This window comes from Neobacillus bataviensis LMG 21833, from assembly GCF_000307875.1.
In the GTDB taxonomy this organism is placed as follows: domain Bacteria; phylum Bacillota; class Bacilli; order Bacillales; family Cytobacillaceae; genus Neobacillus; species Neobacillus bataviensis.
In genome coordinates this window covers 23,434-46,792 of the sequence record NZ_AJLS01000131.1, presented here as the reverse complement: position 1 = coordinate 46,792, position 23,359 = coordinate 23,434, and the positions used below count along the sequence as shown (strand labels likewise).

At 38.4% G+C, this 23,359-nt stretch carries 27 protein-coding genes; 21 read left to right on the top strand and 6 right to left on the bottom strand.

Annotated features, from left to right (window positions below; genetic code table 11):
- Positions 1 to 118: 118 nt before the first annotated feature.
- Complete coding sequence (locus BABA_RS19560; protein ID WP_007086969.1) at positions 119 to 730, bottom strand: CPBP family intramembrane glutamic endopeptidase; 612 nt, start codon at positions 728 to 730, stop codon at positions 119 to 121.
- A gap of 146 nt (positions 731 to 876) precedes the next feature.
- Here BABA_RS19560 and BABA_RS28180 point away from each other — a divergent pair, with 146 nt between their 5' ends.
- Positions 877 to 996, top strand: a complete 120-nt coding sequence (locus BABA_RS28180) for a DUF6254 family protein (RefSeq protein ID WP_007086968.1) — start codon at positions 877 to 879, stop codon at positions 994 to 996.
- Between the two features lie 57 nt (positions 997 to 1,053).
- On the opposite strand, the gene BABA_RS19555 is transcribed toward BABA_RS28180, so the two are convergent.
- Entirely contained in the window at positions 1,054 to 1,245 is a 192-nt protein-coding gene (locus BABA_RS19555) for a YkvS family protein (RefSeq protein WP_007086967.1), read from the bottom strand.
- A gap of 249 nt (positions 1,246 to 1,494) precedes the next feature.
- Here BABA_RS19555 and BABA_RS19550 point away from each other — a divergent pair, with 249 nt between their 5' ends.
- The 11 genes from BABA_RS19550 to BABA_RS19500 all read left to right on the top strand — a co-directional run bounded on the left by BABA_RS19550 (position 1,495) and on the right by BABA_RS19500 (position 11,782).
- Positions 1,495 to 1,689 (top strand): hypothetical protein, encoded by a 195-nt coding sequence (locus tag BABA_RS19550; protein WP_007086966.1) that lies wholly within the window; start codon positions 1,495 to 1,497, stop codon positions 1,687 to 1,689.
- Positions 1,690 to 1,733: 44 nt separating this feature from the next.
- Complete coding sequence (locus BABA_RS19545) at positions 1,734 to 2,288, top strand: glycerol-3-phosphate responsive antiterminator (RefSeq protein WP_040347009.1); 555 nt, start codon at positions 1,734 to 1,736, stop codon at positions 2,286 to 2,288.
- Positions 2,289 to 2,474: 186 nt separating this feature from the next.
- Positions 2,475 to 3,299 carry an MIP/aquaporin family protein gene (locus BABA_RS19540; RefSeq protein ID WP_007086964.1) on the top strand — a complete coding sequence of 275 codons (825 nt, stop codon included), beginning with the start codon at positions 2,475 to 2,477 and terminating at the stop codon, positions 3,297 to 3,299.
- 34 nt (positions 3,300 to 3,333) lie between these two features.
- Complete coding sequence (gene glpK / locus BABA_RS19535; RefSeq protein WP_007086963.1) at positions 3,334 to 4,824, top strand: glycerol kinase GlpK; 1,491 nt, start codon at positions 3,334 to 3,336, stop codon at positions 4,822 to 4,824.
- 184 nt (positions 4,825 to 5,008) lie between these two features.
- Positions 5,009 to 6,700, top strand: a complete 1,692-nt coding sequence (locus BABA_RS19530) for a glycerol-3-phosphate dehydrogenase/oxidase (RefSeq protein ID WP_007086962.1) — start codon at positions 5,009 to 5,011, stop codon at positions 6,698 to 6,700.
- A 319-nt stretch (positions 6,701 to 7,019) separates the two neighbouring features.
- A complete protein-coding gene (locus BABA_RS19525) occupies positions 7,020 to 7,286 on the top strand; it encodes a phosphocarrier protein HPr (protein WP_007086961.1) in 267 nt (88 codons plus the stop codon).
- The gene (gene ptsP / locus BABA_RS19520) at positions 7,286 to 9,004 is read left to right on the top strand and encodes a phosphoenolpyruvate--protein phosphotransferase (RefSeq protein WP_007086960.1); all 1,719 of its coding nucleotides are present in this window, start codon (positions 7,286 to 7,288) and stop codon (positions 9,002 to 9,004) included. Before BABA_RS19525 ends, ptsP begins: the two co-directional genes overlap by 1 nt.
- Positions 9,005 to 9,124: 120 nt before the next feature.
- Positions 9,125 to 9,910, top strand: a complete 786-nt coding sequence (locus BABA_RS19515; RefSeq protein ID WP_007086959.1) for an SDR family oxidoreductase — start codon at positions 9,125 to 9,127, stop codon at positions 9,908 to 9,910.
- 88 nt (positions 9,911 to 9,998) lie between these two features.
- On the top strand, positions 9,999 to 10,472 hold the full coding sequence (locus tag BABA_RS19510) for a hypothetical protein (RefSeq protein WP_007086958.1): 474 nt from the start codon (positions 9,999 to 10,001) through the stop codon (positions 10,470 to 10,472).
- A gap of 167 nt (positions 10,473 to 10,639) precedes the next feature.
- Positions 10,640 to 11,518 (top strand): NAD(P)-dependent oxidoreductase, encoded by an 879-nt coding sequence (locus BABA_RS19505; RefSeq protein ID WP_007086957.1) that lies wholly within the window; start codon positions 10,640 to 10,642, stop codon positions 11,516 to 11,518.
- 84 nt (positions 11,519 to 11,602) lie between these two features.
- A complete protein-coding gene (locus BABA_RS19500) occupies positions 11,603 to 11,782 on the top strand; it encodes a hypothetical protein (protein WP_007086956.1) in 180 nt (59 codons plus the stop codon).
- A 42-nt stretch (positions 11,783 to 11,824) separates the two neighbouring features.
- Here the strand turns inward: BABA_RS19500 and BABA_RS19495 are convergent, their stop codons facing one another.
- The 4 genes from BABA_RS19495 to BABA_RS19480 all read right to left on the bottom strand — a co-directional run bounded on the left by BABA_RS19495 (position 11,825) and on the right by BABA_RS19480 (position 15,123).
- Positions 11,825 to 12,976 carry an aminotransferase A gene (locus BABA_RS19495; protein ID WP_007086955.1) on the bottom strand — a complete coding sequence of 384 codons (1,152 nt, stop codon included), beginning with the start codon at positions 12,974 to 12,976 and terminating at the stop codon, positions 11,825 to 11,827.
- A gap of 182 nt (positions 12,977 to 13,158) precedes the next feature.
- Positions 13,159 to 13,359 carry a hypothetical protein gene (locus tag BABA_RS19490; protein ID WP_007086954.1) on the bottom strand — a complete coding sequence of 67 codons (201 nt, stop codon included), beginning with the start codon at positions 13,357 to 13,359 and terminating at the stop codon, positions 13,159 to 13,161.
- Positions 13,360 to 13,577: 218 nt separating this feature from the next.
- Positions 13,578 to 14,063: a YkyB family protein gene (locus tag BABA_RS19485; protein ID WP_040347006.1), complete on the bottom strand. Its 486-nt coding sequence runs from the start codon at positions 14,061 to 14,063 to the stop codon at positions 13,578 to 13,580.
- Between the two features lie 190 nt (positions 14,064 to 14,253).
- Positions 14,254 to 15,123, bottom strand: coding sequence for a metallophosphoesterase (locus tag BABA_RS19480; protein WP_007086952.1), 870 nt, complete (start codon positions 15,121 to 15,123; stop codon positions 14,254 to 14,256).
- Positions 15,124 to 15,357: 234 nt separating this feature from the next.
- Here BABA_RS19480 and BABA_RS19475 point away from each other — a divergent pair, with 234 nt between their 5' ends.
- The 9 genes from BABA_RS19475 to BABA_RS19435 all read left to right on the top strand — a co-directional run bounded on the left by BABA_RS19475 (position 15,358) and on the right by BABA_RS19435 (position 23,252).
- Positions 15,358 to 16,569 carry an EAL domain-containing protein gene (locus BABA_RS19475; RefSeq protein WP_007086951.1) on the top strand — a complete coding sequence of 404 codons (1,212 nt, stop codon included), beginning with the start codon at positions 15,358 to 15,360 and terminating at the stop codon, positions 16,567 to 16,569.
- Between the two features lie 220 nt (positions 16,570 to 16,789).
- Positions 16,790 to 17,026 (top strand): YkuJ family protein, encoded by a 237-nt coding sequence (locus BABA_RS19470; RefSeq protein ID WP_007086950.1) that lies wholly within the window; start codon positions 16,790 to 16,792, stop codon positions 17,024 to 17,026.
- 106 nt (positions 17,027 to 17,132) lie between these two features.
- Positions 17,133 to 17,579, top strand: a complete 447-nt coding sequence (cbpB, locus tag BABA_RS19465) for a cyclic-di-AMP-binding protein CbpB (protein WP_007086949.1) — start codon at positions 17,133 to 17,135, stop codon at positions 17,577 to 17,579.
- Between the two features lie 51 nt (positions 17,580 to 17,630).
- A complete protein-coding gene (locus BABA_RS19460; RefSeq protein ID WP_007086948.1) occupies positions 17,631 to 19,136 on the top strand; it encodes an MDR family MFS transporter in 1,506 nt (501 codons plus the stop codon).
- Positions 19,137 to 19,165: 29 nt separating this feature from the next.
- A complete protein-coding gene (locus BABA_RS19455) occupies positions 19,166 to 20,053 on the top strand; it encodes a LysR family transcriptional regulator (RefSeq protein ID WP_007086947.1) in 888 nt (295 codons plus the stop codon).
- Positions 20,054 to 20,126: 73 nt separating this feature from the next.
- Positions 20,127 to 20,837, top strand: a complete 711-nt coding sequence (gene dapD / locus BABA_RS19450; RefSeq protein WP_007086946.1) for a 2,3,4,5-tetrahydropyridine-2,6-dicarboxylate N-acetyltransferase — start codon at positions 20,127 to 20,129, stop codon at positions 20,835 to 20,837.
- 59 nt (positions 20,838 to 20,896) lie between these two features.
- Positions 20,897 to 22,024, top strand: coding sequence for an N-acetyldiaminopimelate deacetylase (locus BABA_RS19445; protein ID WP_007086945.1), 1,128 nt, complete (start codon positions 20,897 to 20,899; stop codon positions 22,022 to 22,024).
- A 156-nt stretch (positions 22,025 to 22,180) separates the two neighbouring features.
- The gene (locus BABA_RS19440; RefSeq protein WP_007086944.1) at positions 22,181 to 22,729 is read left to right on the top strand and encodes a peroxiredoxin; all 549 of its coding nucleotides are present in this window, start codon (positions 22,181 to 22,183) and stop codon (positions 22,727 to 22,729) included.
- Positions 22,730 to 22,796: 67 nt separating this feature from the next.
- Positions 22,797 to 23,252 carry a TlpA disulfide reductase family protein gene (locus BABA_RS19435; RefSeq protein ID WP_007086943.1) on the top strand — a complete coding sequence of 152 codons (456 nt, stop codon included), beginning with the start codon at positions 22,797 to 22,799 and terminating at the stop codon, positions 23,250 to 23,252.
- Positions 23,253 to 23,359: the final 107 nt, after the last annotated feature.

Below are 23,359 nucleotides of genomic sequence, written 5' to 3'. Positions count from 1 at the left end.
GGCGGAGAGCGAAGGACACTAGCCGCTAGGGCGCTGTAGCTGGACATTTCTCAAAGCCAAAATTTATACTTTCTTATTCTTTAAAAGGAGAAGCAGCTGTAAGAATACAGCTGCTTCACTATTTTAATGGAAGGATGATAAAAATCATGAGGTCGAAGATGATATGAGAAACAATCACAAGCGGCATGCTTTTCTTCCAATAATAAAGGAAACCCCAGACGCAACCTGAAACAAACGCCGAGAAGACTAGCCAAAATGAGCCTGAGTAAATATGGACTGATGCAAAAAGCAATGCAGCTATTAAAATACTCCACAAGGGTTTAAAGTTTTTTAATAAACTCTTTTGAATAAAGCCCCTCCAGAATAGCTCTTCCCCTGGCGCGGCAACCAGCACGAGGGCAATGTATTGCCAAAATACGTGTGGCGCATACCAGCGGTACAGTTTTTTTATCGGCTTTTCATACGGAAGATTAAGGATTTGAATGGTTTGGTATCCTAACCAAAAAACAACATATAACAAAAGACCGGAAACGATACCTAGGAAAAGATATTGGAAAAAGGCTGCCTCATCATCCACATCCCCTTGGAACATGGCAAAAGCGATTAAAACGAGCACTGATCCGGTAAATATATACCAAAAGATTAATCGATCATGAAATGAAAAAAATATTAGAGCATGTGCCAAAATTAGGCCAGCTATAAGGCGAATGTTTAGAATGTTTTGTTTCAATATGTTTTTCCCCTTTAGAAATCAATAAAATATACTTTATCAAAAAATAGATAGAAAAGGAAATGATTGCATTAAACATTTTAACCAATTCTTATGATAAGAATCTGAAAAGAAGAAAAAAATAAGTAGGAAGGGAGTGAAAACATATGAGTAAATCACGTAGCGAACAAGAAAGGGAATGGACTGTTAGGAAACAGGATCAAAATCCTCATGGGAAAGTAAAATCCTTAAAGCAGCTGTCAAAAGAAACTGGTCAAGGGAAGTAACATAAACTATGGAAAAAAGAAAAAAGGCAGCCAATGTCTGCCTTTTCCCCCAAACTATTACATATAAGCGCTTTCTTTTACGACTTTATAGTTTTTATGGTTGACAACTGTCCGCTGATCTAATTCTAAATCACGGTAATTATCCATATAAGTTAAGTCGACTATTACAGAATTTTCATTTACCTTTTCAACAATCCCTTGCAAGCCACCACGGAATTCTATGATATTTCCTACTTCTGCTATTTTCATTAGTCTCTCTCCTTTGCCTTAAAAACTATTAATAAACCAATTAAATAACAGTTTGCACTACTTTTTTTAATTCGTAAAGGTTTTTGTGTGACAATTTGGTTAATTTTTTCAATTTATTCTATTATATGATTGAATAAGGTGTTAAAGAATGAAAAGCGTTTACAATAATTGAATTTGATAAAAACGGAAAGTGGACTTTTTAGATAGTTGATAGGTTACAATAGATCATGTAAAAGGTGGTGTATTGGCATGCAGGAGGAAATGATTAACGACATATTAAATCGTTTAATGTCAGGAGATCTTTCGGAATATTACGTAAAGAATGATGAATTTATGGAATTTCGTAAGGTTTTAGTAAAAAGAAAAGATTTTAAACATTTCCGTGGCATTGGTCAGCGTGGGGGAGATGTATTATATCAATATCTTAAAGAACCAAGAAGCTGATTAGGCTTATTTGGGGAAAAGTGTTGGGAAAGGGTTTGAAGGGAATGGAACAAAGAATATTGCCTGCTTCAGCTAATATGAAAGAATTCGAGAGATTTTTGCAAAGCTCATATGAAATCGGTGTATTTTTAGATATGCACATTGCCCAATTAAAAAATATAAATATGATGGCCAAACAAAAAGGGAAGAAAATGATTTATCATGTTGATTTAATCCATGGTATTAAAAATGATGAATTTGCAACAGAATACATCTGCCAAGAGTTTAAGCCATATGGTTTAATATCGACGAAGGCTAGTGTTATTCTTAAGGCGAAGCAAAAAGGGGTTGTCGCTGTCCAAAGAATCTTTCTGATCGATACCCATGCGATTGAAAAAAGCTACAAGCTGATTGAGAAAACACGACCGGATTATATTGAAGTTCTCCCAGGAGCAATGCCATGGATGATTACTGAGATAAAAGAGCGGGTTAAAACACCCATTTTTGCCGGAGGGTTGATTCGAACCGAGGGAGAAGTTCAAGCTGCATTAGAGGCGGGGGCAGATGCAATTACTACTTCTAAGAGAGAATTATGGGAAGCGTACGAAAAACAAGGTTAAAATAGTATTAATCATTTTTACCCTAAAAAAGTGTTGACACCGTTTTCATAACTTTATATACTCTTGTTAACAAGTTAATATTTTTGTGACGGAGATAAGGAGATTCACACAGATACCCATTACGGGGTATTTCTGTTGTGAATCTCCTTTTTTTTTCGTAAATTATTTCAAAGGGAGAGGGAAAATATGTCACCATTTGTTGGGGAAATGATTGGAACAATGATTCTAATCGTATTTGGGGCAGGGATTGGAGCTGGTTCTTCTTTAAAGAAGTCCTACTCGAATAACGCAGGATGGATTGTCATCACAATTGCTTGGGGGCTAGCGGTAACAATGGGGGTTTTTGCAGTAGGATCTATCAGCGGTGCCCATTTAAACCCGGCAGTAACTGTAGCTTTAGCATTGAATGGAGATTTTGCATGGTCTGAGGTACCAGGTTATATTGTCGCCCAAATGATTGGAGCAATCATAGGAGCAGTTCTTGTATATCTACATTATTTACCACATTGGAAGGCAACTGATGATCCAGGAACAAAGCTAGGCGTATTTGCAACAAGTCCTGCTATACCGCATACGTTTTCAAATCTATTAAGTGAAATTTTTGGTACATTTATTCTAGTACTTGGTCTATTATTTATTGGAGCAAATAAATTTACAGAAGGGTTAAATCCATTAGCTGTGGGATTATTAATTGTTGTGATTGGTATGTCTCTAGGAGGAACAACTGGTTATGCCATTAATCCTGCACGTGATCTTGGTCCACGTATTGCCCACTTCCTGTTACCGATCCCAGGTAAGGGTGGCTCCAACTGGGGCTATTCATGGATTCCTGTGGTCGGTCCGCTTCTGGGAGGATGTTTGGGAGCAGTATTTTACAAGGCTGTCTTTATTGGGAAAGTGACTGGCTCACTATGGGTAGTTATTTCGGCTACTATTGTCGTCCTCATACTTGCATATGCTGCAAGTAAGAAGCAGACTACTACCATAAATCAATCAGGCCAAGCGGCTTAAAATATAATAAGATAAAGTAATGGGGGAATTTTACATGGATAAGTATATTTTATCTTTAGATCAAGGAACTACAAGCTCAAGGGCAATCATTTTTAATAAAAGTGGAGAAATCGTCCATACAGCGCAGAAAGAATTTACACAGCATTTTCCAAAGCCGGGCTGGGTTGAGCATAATGCCAATGAGATCTGGGGTTCAATACTGTCTGTTATAGCGGAGGTTTTATCCGAATCAGGGATCAAACCAGAACAAATTGCCGGAATTGGCATTACCAATCAACGGGAGACAGCTGTTGTCTGGGATAAAGAAACAGGTGATCCTGTTTACAATGCAATTGTATGGCAATCACGACAAACAAGCGAAATTTGTGATGAGCTAAAGGAGAAAGGTTATAATGACCTTTTCCGTGAAAAGACAGGCTTACTGATTGATGCCTATTTCTCTGGTACAAAAGTGAAGTGGATACTGGACAATGTAGGGGGGGCTCGTGAAAAGGCTGAGGAAGGGAAATTGTTGTTTGGAACGATTGATACGTGGCTGATTTGGAAACTCTCTGGCGGTCGTGCACATGTTACAGATTACACGAATGCTTCCCGCACATTAATGTTTAATATTTATGAACTTAAATGGGATGAAGAATTATTAGAAATCCTTGATGTCCCTAAATCGATGCTTCCAGAAGTTCGTCAGTCCTCTGAGGTATATGCGAATACCGTTGACTATCACTTCTTTGGCAAAGAAATACCGATTGCTGGAGTTGCCGGTGATCAGCAGGCGGCATTATTCGGCCAAGCATGTTTCGAAAAAGGGATGGCAAAAAATACGTACGGTACAGGATGCTTTATGCTTATGAATACAGGTGAAAAAGCAGTCCAATCCAAGCATGGTCTATTAACCACGATTGCCTGGGGATTAAACGGTAAGGTAGAATATGCCTTAGAAGGCAGCATTTTTGTTGCTGGATCAGCGATTCAATGGCTTCGTGACGGGTTAAGAATGTTGAAGGATGCCAAGGACAGTGAGGGTTATGCAGCAAAGGTTGAGTCTACAGACGGTGTTTATGTTGTTCCCGCTTTTGTTGGTTTGGGTACACCCTACTGGGATAGTGATGTCCGCGGGGCGGTTTTCGGTTTAACGCGGGGAACTTCGAAAGAACATTTTGTCCGCGCAACACTTGAATCATTAGCCTATCAAACAAAAGACGTTTTATCGGCAATGGAAGCTGATTCTGGTATTGAACTTAAAACGCTTCGCGTTGATGGCGGCGCTGTTAGAAATAATTTCTTAATGGATTTCCAAAGTGATATCTTGGATGTACCGGTCGAAAGACCAATCATCAATGAAACCACAGCTCTTGGGGCAGCTTACCTAGCTGGGTTGGCAGTTGGTTTCTGGGAAAACCAGGAGGAAATTTCAAAGCAATGGGCAATTGATAAACAGTTTACCGCAAAAATGACTGAAGAAAGCCGAAATGATTTATATGATGGCTGGAAAAAGGCAGTTAAGGCAGCAATGGCCTTCAAATAATAACAATTCTCATTTTAATAGAAGTATGATATACTGATTACAAGTTAATAAATTGGCTGGAGAAATCGGAGAGACCACAAAAACATTATCGAAAACGGTAATGTCTTTGTGGTCTTTTCTTATTTCCCCTTACTATATTTTCGCATATTAAATAATAACAGCTTGAAAACTGGGAGGAATAAGGATGAAATTTTCTAATCTAAATCGAAATGAGATTGTTAATAAGTTAAAAAGCGAACAATATGATGTACTGGTCATTGGCGGAGGCATTACGGGTGCCGGCATTGCTCTTGATGCATCAGTAAGAGGAATGAACACCGCTCTAGTTGAGATGCAGGATTTCGCAGCAGGTACATCAAGTAGATCTACAAAGTTAGTTCACGGCGGTCTAAGGTACCTAAAACAATTTGAAGTGAAAATGGTTGCTGAGGTTGGGAAAGAACGGGCTATCGTATATGAGAACGGCCCGCATGTGACAACACCGGAATGGATGCTGCTCCCATTGCATAAGGGAGGAACCTTCGGCAAATTTAGCACATCGATCGGTTTACGGGTTTATGACTTCTTGGCAGGAGTAAAAAAATCAGAACGCAGGACTATGTTGTCAGCCGATGAAACCCTAGCCAAGGAGCCGCTTATTAAGAAGAACGGGTTAAAAGGCGGAGGCTACTATGTGGAATATCGAACAGATGACGCCCGATTGACGATTGAAGTAATGAAGGCGGCAGTTGAAAAAGGTGCTGTTGCCTGCAACTATACAAAAGTTATGAAGCTTATCTATCAAGATGGTAAGGTTGTGGGGGTTCTTGTGGAGGATCAGTTGACGGGAGAAAAATACGAAGTGTATGCGAAAAAAGTTGTTAATGCCGCAGGCCCTTGGGTTGATTCGATTCGTGAGATGGATCATTCAAAAAAAGGGAAGACATTGCAGCTTTCAAAAGGGGTTCATCTTGTCATTGACCAATCTCGATTCCCGTTAAAACAAGCTGTATATTTTGATACACCAGACGGACGGATGGTGTTTGCGATCCCGCGCGCGGGTAAAACATATGTCGGGACAACCGATACATTTTATGATCAAGATGCGATTAATCCCAATATGACAGTTGCTGACCGCAGTTACATTCTTAATGCCATTAATTACATGTTCCCTGAAGTGAAAATAAGCGAAAAGGATATAGAATCCAGCTGGGCCGGAGTAAGACCACTTATTTACGAAGAAGGGAAGAATGCTTCAGAAATTTCCCGAAAAGATGAAATTTGGGAGTCGCAGTCCGGTTTGATAACAATTGCAGGTGGTAAATTAACTGGTTACCGGAAGATGGCTGAAACAATCGTTGATGTATTGGCCGCTAAATTTAAGCAAGAAGAAGGTAAGCAATACCAAGCATGTGCAACAATAAGGCTGCCGATTTCAGGTGGAGATGTGGGTGGATCGAAAAACTTCAATACTTTTGTAAAATCTAAGATTGCAAAGGGAATGGAAGCTAATTTAACCAGTGAGGATGCCGAAGAATTAACAAGAATGTACGGATCTAATGTTGATGTGGTTTTCAAACTGCTAAAAATTAACATTGCCGATGCGGAAAAATACGGTTTGCCGCTCTCCTTGTTAGCAAAGCTTGTATATGGCATTGAAGAAGAGATGATTGCAACACCAATAGACTTTTTAAATCGTCGAACAGGTGCCATTTTATTTAATATTGATTTAGTGAATAAATGGAAGGAGGAAGTCATTGATTACATGACAAATAAGCTAAATTGGACGGAAAAGGAAAAGAAAAAATATTCCTTATTGTTAGAGGATGCTATAAAAGCAACAGTAATCCCTGCTGATGAACAAAATAATTTTCCGCATGTTGTAGGTGGAATATAAATTCAGAAAGCTGTCGCGACAGCTTTCTTTCTATTTAGCGTTTTTTGGATGATAGTAAATGTTTTTGACAGTTTTGTGAACTATGACGTTATGGATGTTTTTTAGTTGTTTGAATGTAATGAAAATGCTATTCTAGCATTTGAATGATTGAAAACATCATTATAAATCAATACATGTTTGTTTTCATTTTTGGGGAAAATAAGCTGAATAGAATTGATTTTTTTCTTTAGTCGAGTATTGATTTAGTTGACTAAATGACGGGAAATGTTTATTTTTAATAAAGCAAGTTTTATTTTATTTTAAAGGAGTTTGATTAAGCATGGCAGAAAAACAATTTAAAGTAATCGCGGAAACAGGTATTCATGCAAGACCAGCAACTTTATTAGTTCAAACAGCGAGCAGATTTGATTCTGAAATTAATTTAGAATATAAGGGTAAAACAGTTAATTTAAAATCCATCATGGGCGTTATGTCTCTAGGTGTCGGCCAAGGTGCTGATATTAAAATTTCGGCAGAAGGCAGCGATGCTAACGATGCACTAAATGCTCTAGAAGAAACATTGAAAAAAGAAGGTTTGGCAGAATAATGACTTTTTTACAGGGAATAGCTGCATCAAACGGAATTGCCATCGCTAAAGGCTACCGTCTTGTTGAACCTGATTTATCGTTTGAAAAGACTACCATCGGGGATTCAACTGCTGAAGTGGAGCGGTTCCGAAAGGCAATGGCGAAATCAAAATCTGAACTTGAAGCTATTCGTGACAAGGCTAAAGTAGACCTTGGCGCAGATAAAGCAGCGATTTTTGAGGCACATCTCCTTGTCCTAAGCGACCCAGAACTAAATGCACCGATCGAGGATAAAATTCAATCTGAAAAAGTGAATGCTGAATCTGCACTTAAAGAAACGGCTGATATGTTTGTTCTGATGTTTGAACAAATGGATAATGAATATATGAAAGAACGTGCGGCAGACATCCGTGATGTCACGAAGCGTGTTCTCGCACATTTACTAGGTGTTCAATTACCAAACCCAAGCATGATTGCTGAGGAAGTTATCATTGTTGCCGAGGATTTAACCCCATCTGACACAGCGCAATTGAATCGTACCTTTGTAAAAGGATTTACGACAAATATTGGCGGTCGTACCTCCCATTCGGCGATTATGGCCCGTTCAATGGAAATTCCGGCTGTCGTGGGAACAAAGACGGCAACAGAGGAGATTATTAATGGTGATCTTGTGGTTGTCGATGGACTAAAAGGGGAAGTACATATTAACCCAACACCGGAACTCGTTGCAGAGTATCGTAAAGTCCATGAAGATTATGAAGTCCAAAAAGCAGAGTGGGCTAAACTTGTGAATGAACCGACAATAACAAATGACGGTCATCATGTCGAGTTAGCTGCCAATATCGGTACTCCAAAAGATTTAAAAGGGGTTATTGAGAATGGCGGTGAGGGTGTAGGTTTATATCGAACTGAGTTCCTTTATATGGGAAGAGATCAACTGCCTACAGAGGACGAACAGTTCGAATCCTATAAGGCCGTTTTAGAAGGTATGGCAGGTAAGCCTGTTGTAGTTCGCACTTTAGATATCGGTGGCGATAAAGAGCTGCCATATTTGGATTTGCCAAAGGAAATGAATCCATTCCTTGGTTTCCGTGCCATTCGTCTATGTTTAGAAGAGCAAGGGATTTTCCGGACACAGCTTCGTGCTCTTTTACGCGCAAGCACCTTTGGAAATTTAAAAATCATGTTTCCGATGATTGCTACTTTGGATGAGTTTCGTGCGGCTAAAGCTATTCTTGAAGAAGAAAGACAAAACCTTGTATCAGCGGGTCAAGCGGTCGCAGATAAAATTGAACTAGGAATCATGGTGGAAATTCCGTCTACAGCAGTTTTAGCTGACCAATTTGCTAAAGAAGTAGATTTCTTTAGTATTGGTACTAATGATTTAATTCAATATACAATGGCGGCTGACCGGATGAACCAGCGTGTATCTTATTTGTATCAGCCATATAGTCCTTCCATTTTAAGACTAGTAAAAATGGTGATTGATGCAGCACATGCAGAAGGAAAGTGGGCCGGTATGTGCGGAGAAATGGCCGGAGATGAAACAGCTATTCCTGTCCTAATTGGCCTTGGCTTGGACGAATTCTCGATGAGTGCTACCTCCATTTTGAAAGCACGTTCACTTATCAAGAATTTGAAAAAGGACGATATGGAGAAGCTGGCGCAAGAAGTGTTAAATATGCAAACTACTTCACAGGTAATTGAAGCTGTTCAATCAGCAACAACTAAAAACTAATTTAAAGTAAAAGACCGGCATATGCGCCGGTCTTTTTGATTTAAAATGAGAAGTTTCCAAGTATTACCTTACGATATCTTGTATAATAGAATTAACACTGAAAAAAGTAGGAGTGAAAACATGGAATTGAACTTAAGAGGAAAATCTGCTCTTGTTGTGGCTTCAAGCCAGGGTTTAGGATTTGCAATTGCTGAACGGCTAGTGAAAGAGGGAGCTAATGTGATGATTTCCGGCCGGGAAGAAGAGAAACTAAAACAAAAAGTAAGTGAACTCGAAACGATTGGTTCAGGAAAAGCAGCCTATCAACAAGCCGATATTACTAATGCGGATGATATTAAAAAGCTGGTAGCTGTTACGGCTGAAACGTTTGGAGGCATCCAATTACTTGTCAATAACGCAGGGGGGCCACCAGCTGCTTCATTTGAGGAACTGACAGACGAAGACTGGCAAGCCTCCTTTGAATTAAACCTATTATCTTACGTTCGTCTGATTAGGGAGTCCTTGTCCTATCTAAAACAACAGGGAGGAAAGATTTTAAATATCGCTTCTTCTTCGATAAAAGAGCCAATTCCAGGATTAATACTTTCCAATACATACCGAACTGGAATAATAGGACTCTCAAAAACACTTGCATCGGAGCTGGCAGCTTATAATATTCTAATAAACACGATTGCTCCAGGACGGATTGCCACAGACCGTGTTAAGCATTTAGACCAAGTGAATGCGGACAAGCTTGGTATTGAGCGGGAAACTATCGAACAACGAGTAAAAGCAGGAATTCCTTTAAAGAGATATGGAACACCTGAGGAATTTGCAAACGTGGCGGTGTTTTTACTTTCCGATGCTAATTCCTATATGACTGGCAGCTCGTTCCTTGTTGATGGCGGGATGATCAAAGCTATTTAATCGAAATTTATTTGTCCTTAATTAACCTTTCTTAGTGTTTATTACCAATGTATTTTGGCTATGGTAACAATATAAGGGAGTGTTACGAATGCGAAAGAATTATCAATGGGTCATTGTCTTAATTATGGTGATAGCGGGATCATCTTTTTTAAGTGGGTGTGGAATGCTTTTTTCGAATGAATTGATTGTAAACCGCTATGCGGATGCCTTGCTCACCAAAAATAATGAACTTCAATTTCGTTTTCGGATTAATAATGAAATATTAGAAGGACACCAATTATATAAGGTGAAAATTACCATCCATGATGACAAATTGGCCGCTGCAATCGGTAAAAGAGAAATAATCTACGGTGAGGATCAAGTGCTTAATGGTGATTATTTGGAAGTGAAGGGGAAAAGTGAGAAATATATCTTCATGGATCCACTCCCCTTACAAAAAGATTTACATATTCAGGAGTTAAGGAATATGATTGAGAGGGATCAGGCTGTCTCGATTGAAGTATTTAACGATGAAGAAGTATTTGGACGCACGTTCCTAACTAATTTTTCATCAGAATTATAAAAATGGTTTAATTTTAAATTGTAAGGGACAACATTAGTATGTGCATAAATTTGGAGATGGAGCACAAAAGACCGGACGAGCTGGGGCGTTACGGTCTTTTTCTATTCCCTAAAAGGAAACAGTAGTGCTAAAATAAAAGAAAAAGTAGTATGAAGGGAAGGATTAGATTGCTTACTCCAGAAAATACGGTAATTGGTTTTATTGGTACAGGTGTCATGGGCAGAAGCATGGCTCTGCACCTATTAAATGCTGGTTATTCATTAGTTGTCTATTCGCGAACAAAAGGGAAAGCAAATGACCTATTGGAGCGTGGAGCATTGTGGGCTGATACGCCAAAAGAGGTTGCGGAAAAAGCAACAGTTATTTTTACCATGGTCGGCTACCCAACAGATGTTGAGGAAGTGTTTTTAGGTGAAGGTGGATTGCTACAATACAGTAAACCTGGCAGTTATCTTATTGATATGACAACCTCTGCACCCTCTCTAGCTGTAAAGATCTACAATGAAGCAAAAAAGAAAGAGATCTACGCAATTGATGCTCCAGTTTCGGGCGGTGATGTAGGAGCAAGGGAAGCGAAGCTCTCCATTATGGTTGGAGGAGAGGAGGAAGCCTTTAAAGCAGTTCGTCCGTTACTTGAATTTCTTGGAACAAATATTGTATATCAAGGGAAACCCGGTGCCGGTCAGCATACCAAAATGTGCAATCAAATAGCTATCGCTTCAAATATGATTGGTGTCTGTGAAGCCATTATTTATGCCGAAAAAGCAGGCTTAGATCCGGAAAATGTCTTAAAAAGTATAACCACTGGAGCTGCCGGCAGCTGGTCATTAACCAATCTTGCTCCAAGAATGCTAAATGGTAATTTTGAGCCTGGATTTTACATAAAACATTTTATTAAGGATATGAAAATCGCCCTAGACGAGGCAGAGCGAATGGATATGGATGTACCCGGATTGTCGCTTGCGAAATCTTTATATGATCAATTAGCTAAAAAGGGTGAGGAAAACAGCGGTACGCAAGCCCTTTATAAATATTGGAAAAAATAGCTTAATGCACGCCACAAACTGGTAAGAATAAATTCCTCCTGACTTCAGGAAACTATGAAAGAAATCTTGATAGGAGGAATTTTTATGGCAAAACGAACGAAAAAAAATGATGCGAAGCAAAAGAACAAAAAGGGTTTTGATTCTGCTGTTTTAAATGAAGAATTTGCCCACGAAATGGGATCGGCCGCTGCTAATCAAATTCATAAAGACAAGGCGAAAAAAGAAAAGGCCTCTAAAAATAACGGAGAATATAAGGGACAATAAGACCAGTAAACCCTCACTTTATATGTTGAGGGTTTGCTTTTTTTATTCGCGGATAAAATATTTCTCCATTCGATTTAAGCCAATTTCCAATGTCTCCAGCGAACAAGCGAAAGAAAGCCGAAAATACCCTTCGCCATACTCAGAAAATGCACTGCCAGGGACAACGGCTACCTTTGTCTTATGAACAAGATCAAGCGCAAAATCAAAGCTATTTAACGGAATATGAGCAGGTATTTTCACAAAAAAGTAAAAAGCACCATCTGGCTTAACAACATCCAGTCCCATGGAAGTTAAACGGCTAAATACATAATCCCTTCTTGCTAAATAGGCCTTTTTCATTTCAAGTGCATCATTAAATCCCACAGTTAACGCTTCATAAGCCGCTTTCTGAGCAACTGAATTCGCACAAGACACATTATATTGGTGAACCTTTAAAATATGCTTTGTGATGTTTTCAGGCGCAAATAAAAAGCCAATTCTCCAGCCTGTCATCGAGTGAGATTTGGAGAGCCCATTGATCACAATTGTCTTTTCTTTTAAAAAGTTGGCAATCGATGTATGCTCTTGATCAAAAGTGAGTTCACTGTATATTTCATCTGCCAGGATAAAAATATCCTTATCCATTAAAAAGTCGGCTATTTCCTTTAATTCCTCAGCTGATAGGCTGACACCGGTAGGATTCGACGGGTACGGCAGAACAATACAGCGGGTTTTGTCGGTTATAAAGGGTTTGATCATCTCTAATGTAAAGCGAAAGTGATTTTCACGAATATCGACATGAATTGGGACAGCACCCATCATGCGAATAATCGGTTCGTAGCCGGGGTAAATTGGACCTGGTAACACCACCTCTACACCTTCAGCCAATATGGTTCGAAAGGCAATATCAATAGCTTCACTTGCCCCCATTGTCACAATCACTTCTGATTCTGGGGCATAGTCTAAATCATATTTCTTTGCGACAAAATCACATGCTGCTTTCCTTAATTCCATCGTACCTGCATTGTGTGTATAGGAAGTAAAATCCTTTTCTATCGCAGCAATACCGGCATTCTTTACATGCTCTGGGGTAGGGAAATCAGGCTGCCCAATGGTAAAAGAAATAAGGTCATCGAAATGGGCGACCATATTAGAAAATTTGCGAATACCCGAGATTTCAATTGTTTTAACTCGTTGATTAATTAAATACTCCATTTTTGTCCATCCTTTTATATTAGAATCTCTGCCTAAGTGAATACGTTGATTATAGACCATACATGTCGAAAGATTCTACTATTTAAGGCAGACCCAGTAGAATAAATTAAAAACGGTCTCGCGTTTTCAGGCGAGACCGTTTTTTGGGGGAAGGGGAGTATATATCAAATTAAAGAGTAATATTAATAGCCATAATCCCAGTCAACTTCATTTTCATGCCAGAAAACAGGTGACACAGAACCGAATTCAACCATTTTTTCATCAAGCATACAGCTGCAATGGTCACAACCGCATTGCTCTTTGATTTCTTCGAATAAGGAATGTTCAACATCTTCAATAAACGTAATATTCTGCTCTTGAAAAAGAATGGCTGTTCCCTTCATGTACATGCACCTCATTTAAATTTTATTTCTCCGTTATGGATTAGTATAGCTTATGACTGTATTGTAATTCTGATTGAGTGTGCCGTCTATTGTTTTGTGATGTTGTTCACAAAACCCTCAAGAAGATATTGCAAAAAAAAGACATTCCCTAAAAATCATTGAATGAAGGAAAATACAAAAAGCCAGGATCCCCTTTTCCTGACTTTTTTGTATTTCTTTTAAGAGTATCGCTCGCCTAATTTTTTGAAAATTGGTTTTTGGTAGGCTCGTTGTTTATTTTGATGATTTGATGGTGGATTCCCAAACTCTGATAGCCCAGTATAGGATTGTAACAGTGCCTTTGCCATATTAAGTGAGAGTGTTGCCTTTGGATTTCTTACACTTCCATCTAGTTTTCCAAGGTGTGGAAGATCATGAAAATCTGATTTAGTTGGAGGAATATGAAAGGTATATCGACCACATTCAACAAGTACATCTGATTGCTGTTGGCTATTTCGCGGATGTTCGGAAAAATGGAGGCCTACTTTTCTTGCCTTGCCTTCAGTAATTAACTTTTTTAGTGCTTCCTGTTTTAATTTGTACAAATATTTGGGATTTGTTGCAGTTTTTGCATGACGATTCACGATAAAGACAGCTTGTGCGAGGTTTTCAATGGTTAAACTTAGATCTGTTGGTAGGGGATATTTCTGATCGTGATTCAACATATGTTCTCCTTTCATTTTTTCAAACATCTTGATTATACCTTTTTTTTATAAAAATAGAAATGGTAGAAAGTAAAAACATTATTTTTAAACATTTTAAACTTTCCTAAATAAGGATGATTCTCGGTAGGATAAGGATTTGAATAAAAGATAAAATCCTTACCATTCATTTGATAAGGATTTTTATTATTTATTATATTGATTTAAAAGTAAATATGGTTAATTCCGGTTTAGCCATAAATCGGAAAGGGAGTCTAGTTGTCCCTATTCCTCTATTTACATATAGGGTTAACGGGTTTACTTCACCTAAAGTATAAAGACCTTCAGGATACTTTTGGGCAAATGGAGGAATGACAAGTGCACCGATAAATGGGAGTTTAACCTGTCCACCGTGGCTGTGTCCGCTAATTTGCCAATGAATTGGATATTGCGAAGCGGTTTCTGCAAGGTCAGGGGCATGTGATAATAATAACGTAAATCGGTTATTTGGTATCCTTTTTAACGCCAACGGTAAATCTGGGTTTCCTAACATGGCATCATCAATTCCCAGTAAGTATATGCTGCCGCCATCCTTCAATTGAATCGGAATGGATTCATTTAATAGGACAGTGAAATTGGTAGTTTCCATAATATTACGGTAAATTTCAGATCCATAGCCGCCGTGGTCGTGATTTCCAAAAATGCAGTATTTCCCAAGAGGGGCATGTAATTTATCCAAAATAGGGACTAGTTTATTTATTTCCGTATATTTATTTGGCTCGTCCATCAAATCGCCGGTAAATAATATAATGTCAGGCTGCAGGTCATTGATTTTAGCCGCTAATTTTTTAAATTGGCTTAGATTATATTGAAAACCGAGGTGGGTATCACTAAATTGAATCATTTTTATTCCTTCAAAGCTTTTTGGGATGAAGGGATGTTTGATATCCAGTTCAGAAATATCGAGAAGTGCGGGTTCAATTTGATGGGCATAGAGGTACCCCCCCGAACCTAACCCCAGAACGGTAAGGAATGAACCAAATGAACGTTTTAGAAATGTTCTCCTCGTTTGTTTTTTAGTCATTTTTCTACCAACCTATCTTTTTTCACCCTTCCCGAAAATAGAAGAGCCCATATGTATTTTCTTTAAAAATAAGTCATATTGCAAGTAAAAAGGTTCTTATAAGTATGTATTCACACTTTTTCGGATTAGTCCAAAATTGTATACTCATTGCTATAATGGTATCCTTTTGAAAAGAACGAGAAGCATGAACGAAGCGTATGGTATAATGAGAAATAATTTTTTGGAGGAACTTGGATGGATGCATTGGAAATCCTATCGGATCTTGAAAATTGTGTTCCGTATTTTCAACCGATTTTTAGCGCCGATGAGCAATGTATTATCGCCTATGAAGTGCTAGGTCGTTATCAATCAGGGGATGGTATGATTAGCTTAGGTCCTTTTTTTCTGGATAATCAAATTCCAGAGGAATATAAATTTGAAGTGGATTTATTGTTAGTGAAAAAGGCACTTGAAAAAATGCTTCAACTTGATGAGGATGTCCATATTTTTTTGAATCGAAATGCGGATTTATTAATGTATGGGCATGGGGAACCATTTCTACAAGAGCTTTTAGCATTCGAAAGAAAAGGACTGCGTTTAAACCGGATTGTTCTTGAAATTTCTGACCGGAACTATCAAGGGGATATCGATCAATTTAATCATCTTTTACAGTATTATCGGACATACGGATTAAAAATAGCGATAGCAAGTATTGGCAGCGAAAGTCATTATTTTGAACGAATTGGGCAGCTTGAACCGGATATTATCAAAATTAATCTTCAGGCGCTGAAATCTACGTCAACAGGTATGAATTTTAATGATGTTTTGTATTCATTGTCCCTTCTGGCAAGAAAGATTGGAGCGACCCTTTTGTTTGAAAATATCGAAATGAGTTATCAGCTTCAGTTTGCTTGGAAAAATGGCGGTCATTATTATCAAGGGTTTTATTTGCGTCCACCTGAAGCAGACTTTATTAGTCGTGATATATTAAAATATCGCTTAAAAGAAAAATTTCATGACTTTATTGCATATGAAAAACGGAAATTAGAAGCAATATTTACAACTACTGAATATTTTCATGCAACGGTTCAGGAAATAGTGGTCAAAAACAGAAAGTCGGGCTACGACTCCCTTTTTCAAGCGTTAATAAAGGAAATGGACGAAATCGCTTTTCGTATGTATGTCTGTGATGAAGATGGATTTCAAAAGTCAGCCAATATTTTTAAAGGAAAAACTGGCTGGAGAACACAGTCTGAATACTTAGATAAAAATTGGAGTTGGCGCCCATATTTTTTGGAAAATATTATAAAATTGCGCCATGAACAAAAGGGAAGATTATCTGATCCATATTGTGATATTGAAACAGGTGAGACGATTAGGACTTTTTCATTTCCAGTGAACGAAACTGATTATTTATTTATTGATATATCTTATAAATATTTATTTGAACACGATCAATTACTGTAGATTGCAACATAAAAGGCCTATTTTTTCATCCGTTTAAAAAAAATTGCTCATTTTATTATATTTATTTGGACAAATGAGGTCTATTATTTTATTCTTTTAATATTGGCATTAAAAAGATACGCCTGAAATTTTTTTGAAAAATCCATCAGGATAGAATCATGCCAAATGAGAAACATAATTACAGACGGTTTGTTTTGTGTTTGAAAGGAGGAAAAGCCTTATGTCACAGCTCCAAGGTATATTAACAAGGTTAAAAAACCTTCAGGAACAATCTACTAGCGGTGAGCCAGCACAACGCTATTTTGAGGTAAATGGTGAAAGAAAATGTCAGGTAACATTTCATCCAAAAACGGAAACATTTGAATTAGAAGTATATAATGAAAAAGAAAAGCCGAAAAGATTTCAATTTGACAATATTGATATGATTACCATCGAAATTTTTGATTTAATTCAATAGGGACCTTTAGGGGTTCCTTTTTTTTATGTATTTTAAATTAACCAGGCCCCTGAAAACTATGGTAAAATAGGTCTGTAGAAAAACGAACATTGAGGAGTTTTCGGAAATGATTAGTCTTCCCAGTGGAGAATTTTTAGAGTTAACAATAAAAGAATTAATGATACCATCAGAGCGGGTTGCACATGTGCAAATCGGAAATAATCTTGAGCATGCATTGCTAGTACTTACGAAAAGTGGATATACAGCTATACCGGTATTAGATCCACATTACAAACTACATGGGTTAATTAGCACCCCGATTATTATGGATTCAATTCTGGGGCTTGAACGAATTGAATTTGAAAAGCTTGAAAACAAACGGGTGGAAGAGGTAATGAAGAGATTGATACCAAGGGTAGTGGTATCTGATTCAATCATTGTCTGCTTAGATGTACTTGTGAGTCATCCGTTTCTTTGTGTTGAAAACGAAGATGGATTTTTTGAAGGAATTTTACCAAGGAGTACCGTTTTAAATCAATTAAATAAAATTGTAAAAAGATTTAAAAAACAATGAAAGATTTAGCTCCCAAAAGGGGGCTATATTTTTTCGGTTAGAGGTGTTCTGATGGAAACAGATCGTGAAAATTCTCCTGTGAATAGCACTCAAAAAAGGCAAACAAAAAAATCGCTTGTGCTTGCCTCGGTGATGCTGGCAATGTTTATGGGTGCGATTGAAGCGACGATAGTTTCAACCGCGATGCCGGCAATTGTTGCGGATTTGGGCGGGTTCAAACTTTATAGCTGGGTATTTTCTGCTTATTTGTTAATGAATGCTGTTACCGTTCTAATCTATGGGAAATTGTCGGATTTATTTGGCCGAAAGCCGATTCTGACAGTCGGAATTATTATATTTTTAATTGGTTCTGTTCTTTGCGGCTTTTCCACATCCATGAAGACGCTAATCATTTTTCGCTGCATTCAAGGGTTTGGTGCAGGAGCAGTTACACCAATAGCAACGACTATCGTCGGAGATATTTACACTGCAGAAGAAAGGGCAAAAATCCAAGGATATCTTTCAAGTGTTTGGGGGATTTCTGCCATTACTGGGCCGGCAATCGGGGGATTACTTGTCCAATATGTAAGTTGGCATTATGTTTTTTGGATTAACATTCCTTTAGGGATTTTATCATTAGTCGGACTTTGGCTGTTTTTACATGAAAATATAGAAAAGAAAAAACATGAAATAGACTATTGGGGTGCCATTCTTTTAACCATAACGGTTTCAACGCTCATGTTTGTCCTTGTTGAGGGCGGAGGCAAATGGGGATCATGGCAAATTGTAAGTCTAATTATTTTATCAGGGGTTGCTTTGACTGCGTTTATTGTTCATGAAGGGCGCGCTTCTGAACCAGTCATGCCCTTTTCGATTTGGAAGGAACGATCCATTTTTATCGCGAATATTACCTCACTGACAACTGGCGTCATGTTAATTGGGATCTCCAGCTTTTTACCGACTTTTGTGCAGGGTGTTATGGAACAAACCCCGATTGTAGCTGGGTTTACGCTTACCACGATGTCAATCGGCTGGCCAATAGCATCGACACTGTCGGGTCGAATGCTGATCACAATCGGGTACCGGAAAACCTCGATCATTGGTGGGGCTTTCTTAATTATCGGGAGTATTGCATTCGTGACGATGTCGGCTTCGTCTGGCCCGGTTTGGGCAGCAGTTGGTTCCTTTTTTATTGGTCTAGGTATGGGACTGACATCTACTGCATTTATTGTCTCGATTCAAAGTTCTGTTGGCTGGGAGCAAAGGGGAATTGCCACAGCAGCAAATATGTTCATGCGAAATCTTGGCAACACAATTGGTGCCGCTTTGTTGGGGGGTATCCTTAATAACCGTATGATCAACTATTTTAGTCAACATGATCATTCCTTAACAGTGGATGACGCTAACATGCTCTTAAAAGCAAGTGACCGGAATAACCTGAGTGAATCTGTCAAAAGTATTTTACAGGATGGACTGACATTTTCTTTACACGCTGTTTATTATGTGGTTCTCACCTTTGCTATCGTTAGTTTACTATTAATACTATTTATTCCGAAAAAAAACAATGGCTCTGTATAAATTCTCAGGGTTTTTTAAGGAGTGTTTTCTTGTCCTCATTATCAGAATATCAATTATTATCTGTATTGGCGCAGGAAATGAATATGCGTAAGGCGTCGGAGCGATTATTTGTTTCGCAGCCGGCCCTTTCACAGCGTTTACAGACAATCGAAAAAGAGTGGGGAACGAAATTATTTATCCGCTCACAAAAAGGGTTGGCATTAACCCCTTCAGGTGAACATGTCATTGATTTTGTTAACGACGTTCTTATTAAGCAAGAAAAGGTTCGCGAAACTATTCATTCTCTCCAAGCAGGAGTTTCCGGAACATTGAAAATTGCTGTGGCTTCGATTGTAGGACAAAATTGGCTGCCGCAAGTTTTAAAGAAGTTTATTGATAAGTATCCACAAGCAAAGATTTCTTTAATAACGGGTTGGAGCAGTGAAATTTTGAAATGCTTATACGATGATCAAGTACATATTGGAATTATCCGTGGAACACCGGATTGGAAAGGGATAAAAGTACATCTATTTAACGACCCGCTATATTTAGTTGATCGGGAAATTACAAAACCAGAACAAATACTAGCAACCGATCGTCCGTTTATTCAATTTAAAAGTGACTCAAACTATTATCAGGAGATTCAAGATTGGTGGATGCGCAACTTTAAAACCTCTCCTAAGAGGACTGTTGTCGTTGATCAAATTGAAACTTGTAAGCAGATGGCCTTTAACGGTATTGGCTACGCAATTTTGCCGTCTATTACCCTAACGAAGGCTGAAAAGGATATTTTCAAAATACCACTAGTGGATGAGAATAATGAACCGTTAAAACGGGATACATGGCTTTTAGGGTATGAGTCTGCATTTCAATTAAAGCAAGTATCAGCCTTTGTCGAGCTAATTAAGGAACACATCGCTGAATCTTCAGAAGATTAGTGTTGTTTTTCTTGTCTTCGATACTTTTGTTTGTTAAAGTATTTTTTAGTACATAACAATAGGGGGTAAAATGATGAAAATGATGGATGCGAATGAAATTATTTCTTTTATTCAAAATAGCAAAAAATCTACACCGGTTAAAGTTTACTTAAAGGGTGAGCTAGAAGGAATCGATTTTGGGAGCAGTGCAAAAGCATTTATTAATGGAAACACAGGTGTTGTTTTTGGTGAATGGTCTGAAATCAACGCAGCGCTCGAAGCGAATAAAGCAAAAGTTGAAGATTTTGTGGTCGAAAATGACCGCCGTAATTCAGCTATTCCATTGCTAGATACAAAATACATTAATGCTCGGATTGAGCCGGGCGTCACCATTCGGGACCAAGTGGAAATCGGTGATAATGCAGTTATTATGATGGGCGCTGTGATTAATATTGGAGCTGTAATTGGTGAAAAATCGATGATAGATATGGGTGCTGTCCTCGGTGGAAGAGCAACAGTCGGAAAGAATTGTCACATCGGTGCCGGTACCGTTTTAGCGGGTGTTATTGAGCCGCCATCTGCAAAACCCGTGATTATCGAGGATGATGTTCTTATCGGTGCAAATGCCGTAGTTCTTGAAGGTGTCACAGTAGGAACGGGATCTGTTGTAGCAGCTGGGGCAGTGGTTACTCAAGACGTCGCTCCATATACAGTTGTTGCCGGGATGCCAGCAAGAAAAATTAAAGATATTGATGAAAAAACAAAATCAAAAACCGAAATCATGCAAGAGCTTCGTCAAATATAAAAAGATTTCAGGCGTGGATTCCTAGTCCACGCTTCTTTTTTAAAAGGAGAGTTAAATAGATGAACCCATTAATCAAAATTCGCCGTGACCTCCATCAGATACCGGAACTAGGTTTTCAAGAATTTAAAACGCAAGCCTATTTATTGGATTACATACAATCATTGCCTCAGGATCGCATTTTAATTAAAAAATGGAAAACAGGCTTAATTGTAAAAATCAATGGTCTAAAACCTGCTAAAACAATCGGATACCGTACGGATATAGATGGTCTGCCAATAGAAGAAGATACAGAATTACCATTTTCATCTGCACATGAGGCAAGAATGCATGCCTGTGGTCATGATTTTCATATGACCATCGCACTTGGCGTTCTAACACATTTTGTCCGAAATCCCATTAATGATGACCTTCTGTTTATCTTTCAACCTGCTGAGGAAGGACCAGGTGGGGCAGAACCCATGTTGAAATCAGAGGAGATGCAGGAATGGATGCCTGATTTCATTTTTGCCCTTCATATTGCACCGGAATATCCTGTTGGAACAATTGCTCTAAAAGAAGGTTTGCTATTTGCCAATACCTCTGAATTGTTTATTGACTTAAAGGGTAAAGGCGGTCATGCTGCAAGACCACACGAAACAAATGATATGGTGATTGCAGCTTGTACGCTCGTTACGCAGCTGCAAACCATTATCTCAAGAAATGTCGATCCGTTAGATAGTGCAGTTATTACGGTTGGTAAAATCAGTGGTGGAACGGTTCAAAATATTATCGCTGAAAAGGCAAGACTTGAGGGAACGATTCGCACTTTATCACCGGAATCGATGAAAAAGGTAAGGCATCGTATTGATGCGCTTGTTAAAGGGATTGAAACAGGCTTTGAATGTGAAGCGGTTATTGACTATGGTTCCATGTACCATCAAGTATATAACACGGAAACCGTTACTAGAGAGTTTATTAACTGTGTTGATCAGGATCCGGAAATAAATGTGATCGAATGTACCGAGGCGATGACAGGCGAGGATTTTGGTTACATGCTTAAAGAAATCCCTGGACTTATGTTTTGGCTCGGTGTCGACTCAACTTTTGGTCTGCATCATGCAAAATTAAATCCCAATGAGGCGGCGATTGATGTAGCTATAAAAGTTATGACACGCTATATAACCTTCAAAGGGAATCACTCTATTTAATTTAGTTAATACAAGTCATTTTATTTGGTTCTGGCAGTTAATCATGTTACTATGTAAAAGGAATATTGTTACATATTGTCGTTTAATCTCGTTAGAAATAGGTAAAACTGACTAAAGGGATTAGCTAGTATTAAATAATTATTTGGAGGGATTCTGATGCCAGAACGTATGGTAGGCAAACAAGCTCCACGCTTTGAAATGGATGCTGTAATGCCAAACAAAGAATTTAAAAAAGTAAGTCTTGAAGAAAACATGAAAAATGATAAATGGACTGTATTGTTCTTCTACCCAATGGACTTTACTTTTGTATGTCCAACTGAAATTACAGCAATGTCTGATCGTTACGAAGAGTTTGATGACCTAGATGCAGTTGTTATTGGGGCGTCAACTGACACCATCCATACACACCTTGCATGGATTAAAACAGACCGTAAAGAAAATGGTCTTGGTGAGTTAAACTATCCACTAGCTGCAGATACAAACCATGTTGTTGCACGTGATTATGGTGTTTTAATTGAAGAAGAAGGTATTGCCCTTCGCGGTTTATTCATCATTGATCCAGAAGGCGAATTAAAATATTCTGTTGTCAACCACAACAATATTGGCCGTGACGTAGATGAAACTTTACGTGTACTCCAAGCATTACAAACTGGCGGTCTTTGCCCTGCAAACTGGAAGCCAGGACAAGCTACATTAAACGTATAATTTAACAAAACAAGATAGACCTAACCTTCCATAAGTGTTAGGTCTATTTTAAAATAGGGGGGTTACCATGAAATTACGTGAACAAATGCCAGAGCTAACCGGCGCAACCGAATGGTTAAATGGTCAAGTAACGAAAGAAGACCTAATCGGCGACAAGCCAACATTGCTTCATTTTTGGTCAATAAGCTGCCATCTGTGTAAGGAAGCTATGCCGCAGGTAAATCAATTCCGTGATGATTTTAAAGAGAAATTAAATGTAGTTGCAGTTCATATGCCACGATCAGAAGATGATTTAAATCTTGAAGAAATCAAGAAAGTAGCTGCAGAGCACGGAATTACACAACCTATTTTTGTGGATAGTGAACATAAACTTACAGAAGCCTTTGAAAATCAATACGTTCCTGCGTATTATGTATTCGATCGTGATGGCAAGCTTCGTCACTTCCAAGCTGGCGGAAGCGGTATGAAAATGCTAGAGAAACGCGTCAATCGTGTATTAGACGAATTGGAAAAAACAGAATAGAAACAGAAAAATAGCTGTTCGTTATCATTAACGGACAGCTATTTTTCTGTTTCTGCTGTAACCTTGTTTCCCTTTTATCGTCCGTATTAGTAATTATAGAAAAAAGG

Excerpts from the sequence above, each read along its gene's own strand:
- BABA_RS28180 (WP_007086968.1), top strand. The coding sequence starts at position 877 with ATGAGTAAATCACGTAGCGAACAAGAAAGGGAATGGACTGTTAGGAAA.
- BABA_RS19555 (WP_007086967.1), bottom strand. The coding sequence starts at position 1,245 with ATGAAAATAGCAGAAGTAGGAAATATCATAGAATTCCGTGGTGGCTTG.
- BABA_RS19550 (WP_007086966.1), top strand. The coding sequence starts at position 1,495 with ATGCAGGAGGAAATGATTAACGACATATTAAATCGTTTAATGTCAGGA.
- BABA_RS19545 (WP_040347009.1), top strand. The coding sequence starts at position 1,734 with ATGGAACAAAGAATATTGCCTGCTTCAGCTAATATGAAAGAATTCGAG.
- BABA_RS19540 (WP_007086964.1), top strand. The coding sequence starts at position 2,475 with ATGTCACCATTTGTTGGGGAAATGATTGGAACAATGATTCTAATCGTA.
- glpK (WP_007086963.1), top strand. The coding sequence starts at position 3,334 with ATGGATAAGTATATTTTATCTTTAGATCAAGGAACTACAAGCTCAAGG.
- BABA_RS19530 (WP_007086962.1), top strand. The coding sequence starts at position 5,009 with ATGAAATTTTCTAATCTAAATCGAAATGAGATTGTTAATAAGTTAAAA.
- BABA_RS19525 (WP_007086961.1), top strand. The coding sequence starts at position 7,020 with ATGGCAGAAAAACAATTTAAAGTAATCGCGGAAACAGGTATTCATGCA.
- ptsP (WP_007086960.1), top strand. The coding sequence starts at position 7,286 with ATGACTTTTTTACAGGGAATAGCTGCATCAAACGGAATTGCCATCGCT.
- BABA_RS19515 (WP_007086959.1), top strand. The coding sequence starts at position 9,125 with ATGGAATTGAACTTAAGAGGAAAATCTGCTCTTGTTGTGGCTTCAAGC.
- BABA_RS19510 (WP_007086958.1), top strand. The coding sequence starts at position 9,999 with ATGCGAAAGAATTATCAATGGGTCATTGTCTTAATTATGGTGATAGCG.
- BABA_RS19500 (WP_007086956.1), top strand. The coding sequence starts at position 11,603 with ATGGCAAAACGAACGAAAAAAAATGATGCGAAGCAAAAGAACAAAAAG.
- BABA_RS19495 (WP_007086955.1), bottom strand. The coding sequence starts at position 12,976 with ATGGAGTATTTAATTAATCAACGAGTTAAAACAATTGAAATCTCGGGT.
- BABA_RS19490 (WP_007086954.1), bottom strand. The coding sequence starts at position 13,359 with ATGAAGGGAACAGCCATTCTTTTTCAAGAGCAGAATATTACGTTTATT.
- BABA_RS19485 (WP_040347006.1), bottom strand. The coding sequence starts at position 14,063 with ATGTTGAATCACGATCAGAAATATCCCCTACCAACAGATCTAAGTTTA.
- BABA_RS19480 (WP_007086952.1), bottom strand. The coding sequence starts at position 15,123 with ATGACTAAAAAACAAACGAGGAGAACATTTCTAAAACGTTCATTTGGT.
- BABA_RS19475 (WP_007086951.1), top strand. The coding sequence starts at position 15,358 with ATGGATGCATTGGAAATCCTATCGGATCTTGAAAATTGTGTTCCGTAT.
- BABA_RS19470 (WP_007086950.1), top strand. The coding sequence starts at position 16,790 with ATGTCACAGCTCCAAGGTATATTAACAAGGTTAAAAAACCTTCAGGAA.
- cbpB (WP_007086949.1), top strand. The coding sequence starts at position 17,133 with ATGATTAGTCTTCCCAGTGGAGAATTTTTAGAGTTAACAATAAAAGAA.
- BABA_RS19460 (WP_007086948.1), top strand. The coding sequence starts at position 17,631 with ATGGAAACAGATCGTGAAAATTCTCCTGTGAATAGCACTCAAAAAAGG.
- dapD (WP_007086946.1), top strand. The coding sequence starts at position 20,127 with ATGAAAATGATGGATGCGAATGAAATTATTTCTTTTATTCAAAATAGC.
- BABA_RS19445 (WP_007086945.1), top strand. The coding sequence starts at position 20,897 with ATGAACCCATTAATCAAAATTCGCCGTGACCTCCATCAGATACCGGAA.
- BABA_RS19440 (WP_007086944.1), top strand. The coding sequence starts at position 22,181 with ATGCCAGAACGTATGGTAGGCAAACAAGCTCCACGCTTTGAAATGGAT.
- BABA_RS19435 (WP_007086943.1), top strand. The coding sequence starts at position 22,797 with ATGAAATTACGTGAACAAATGCCAGAGCTAACCGGCGCAACCGAATGG.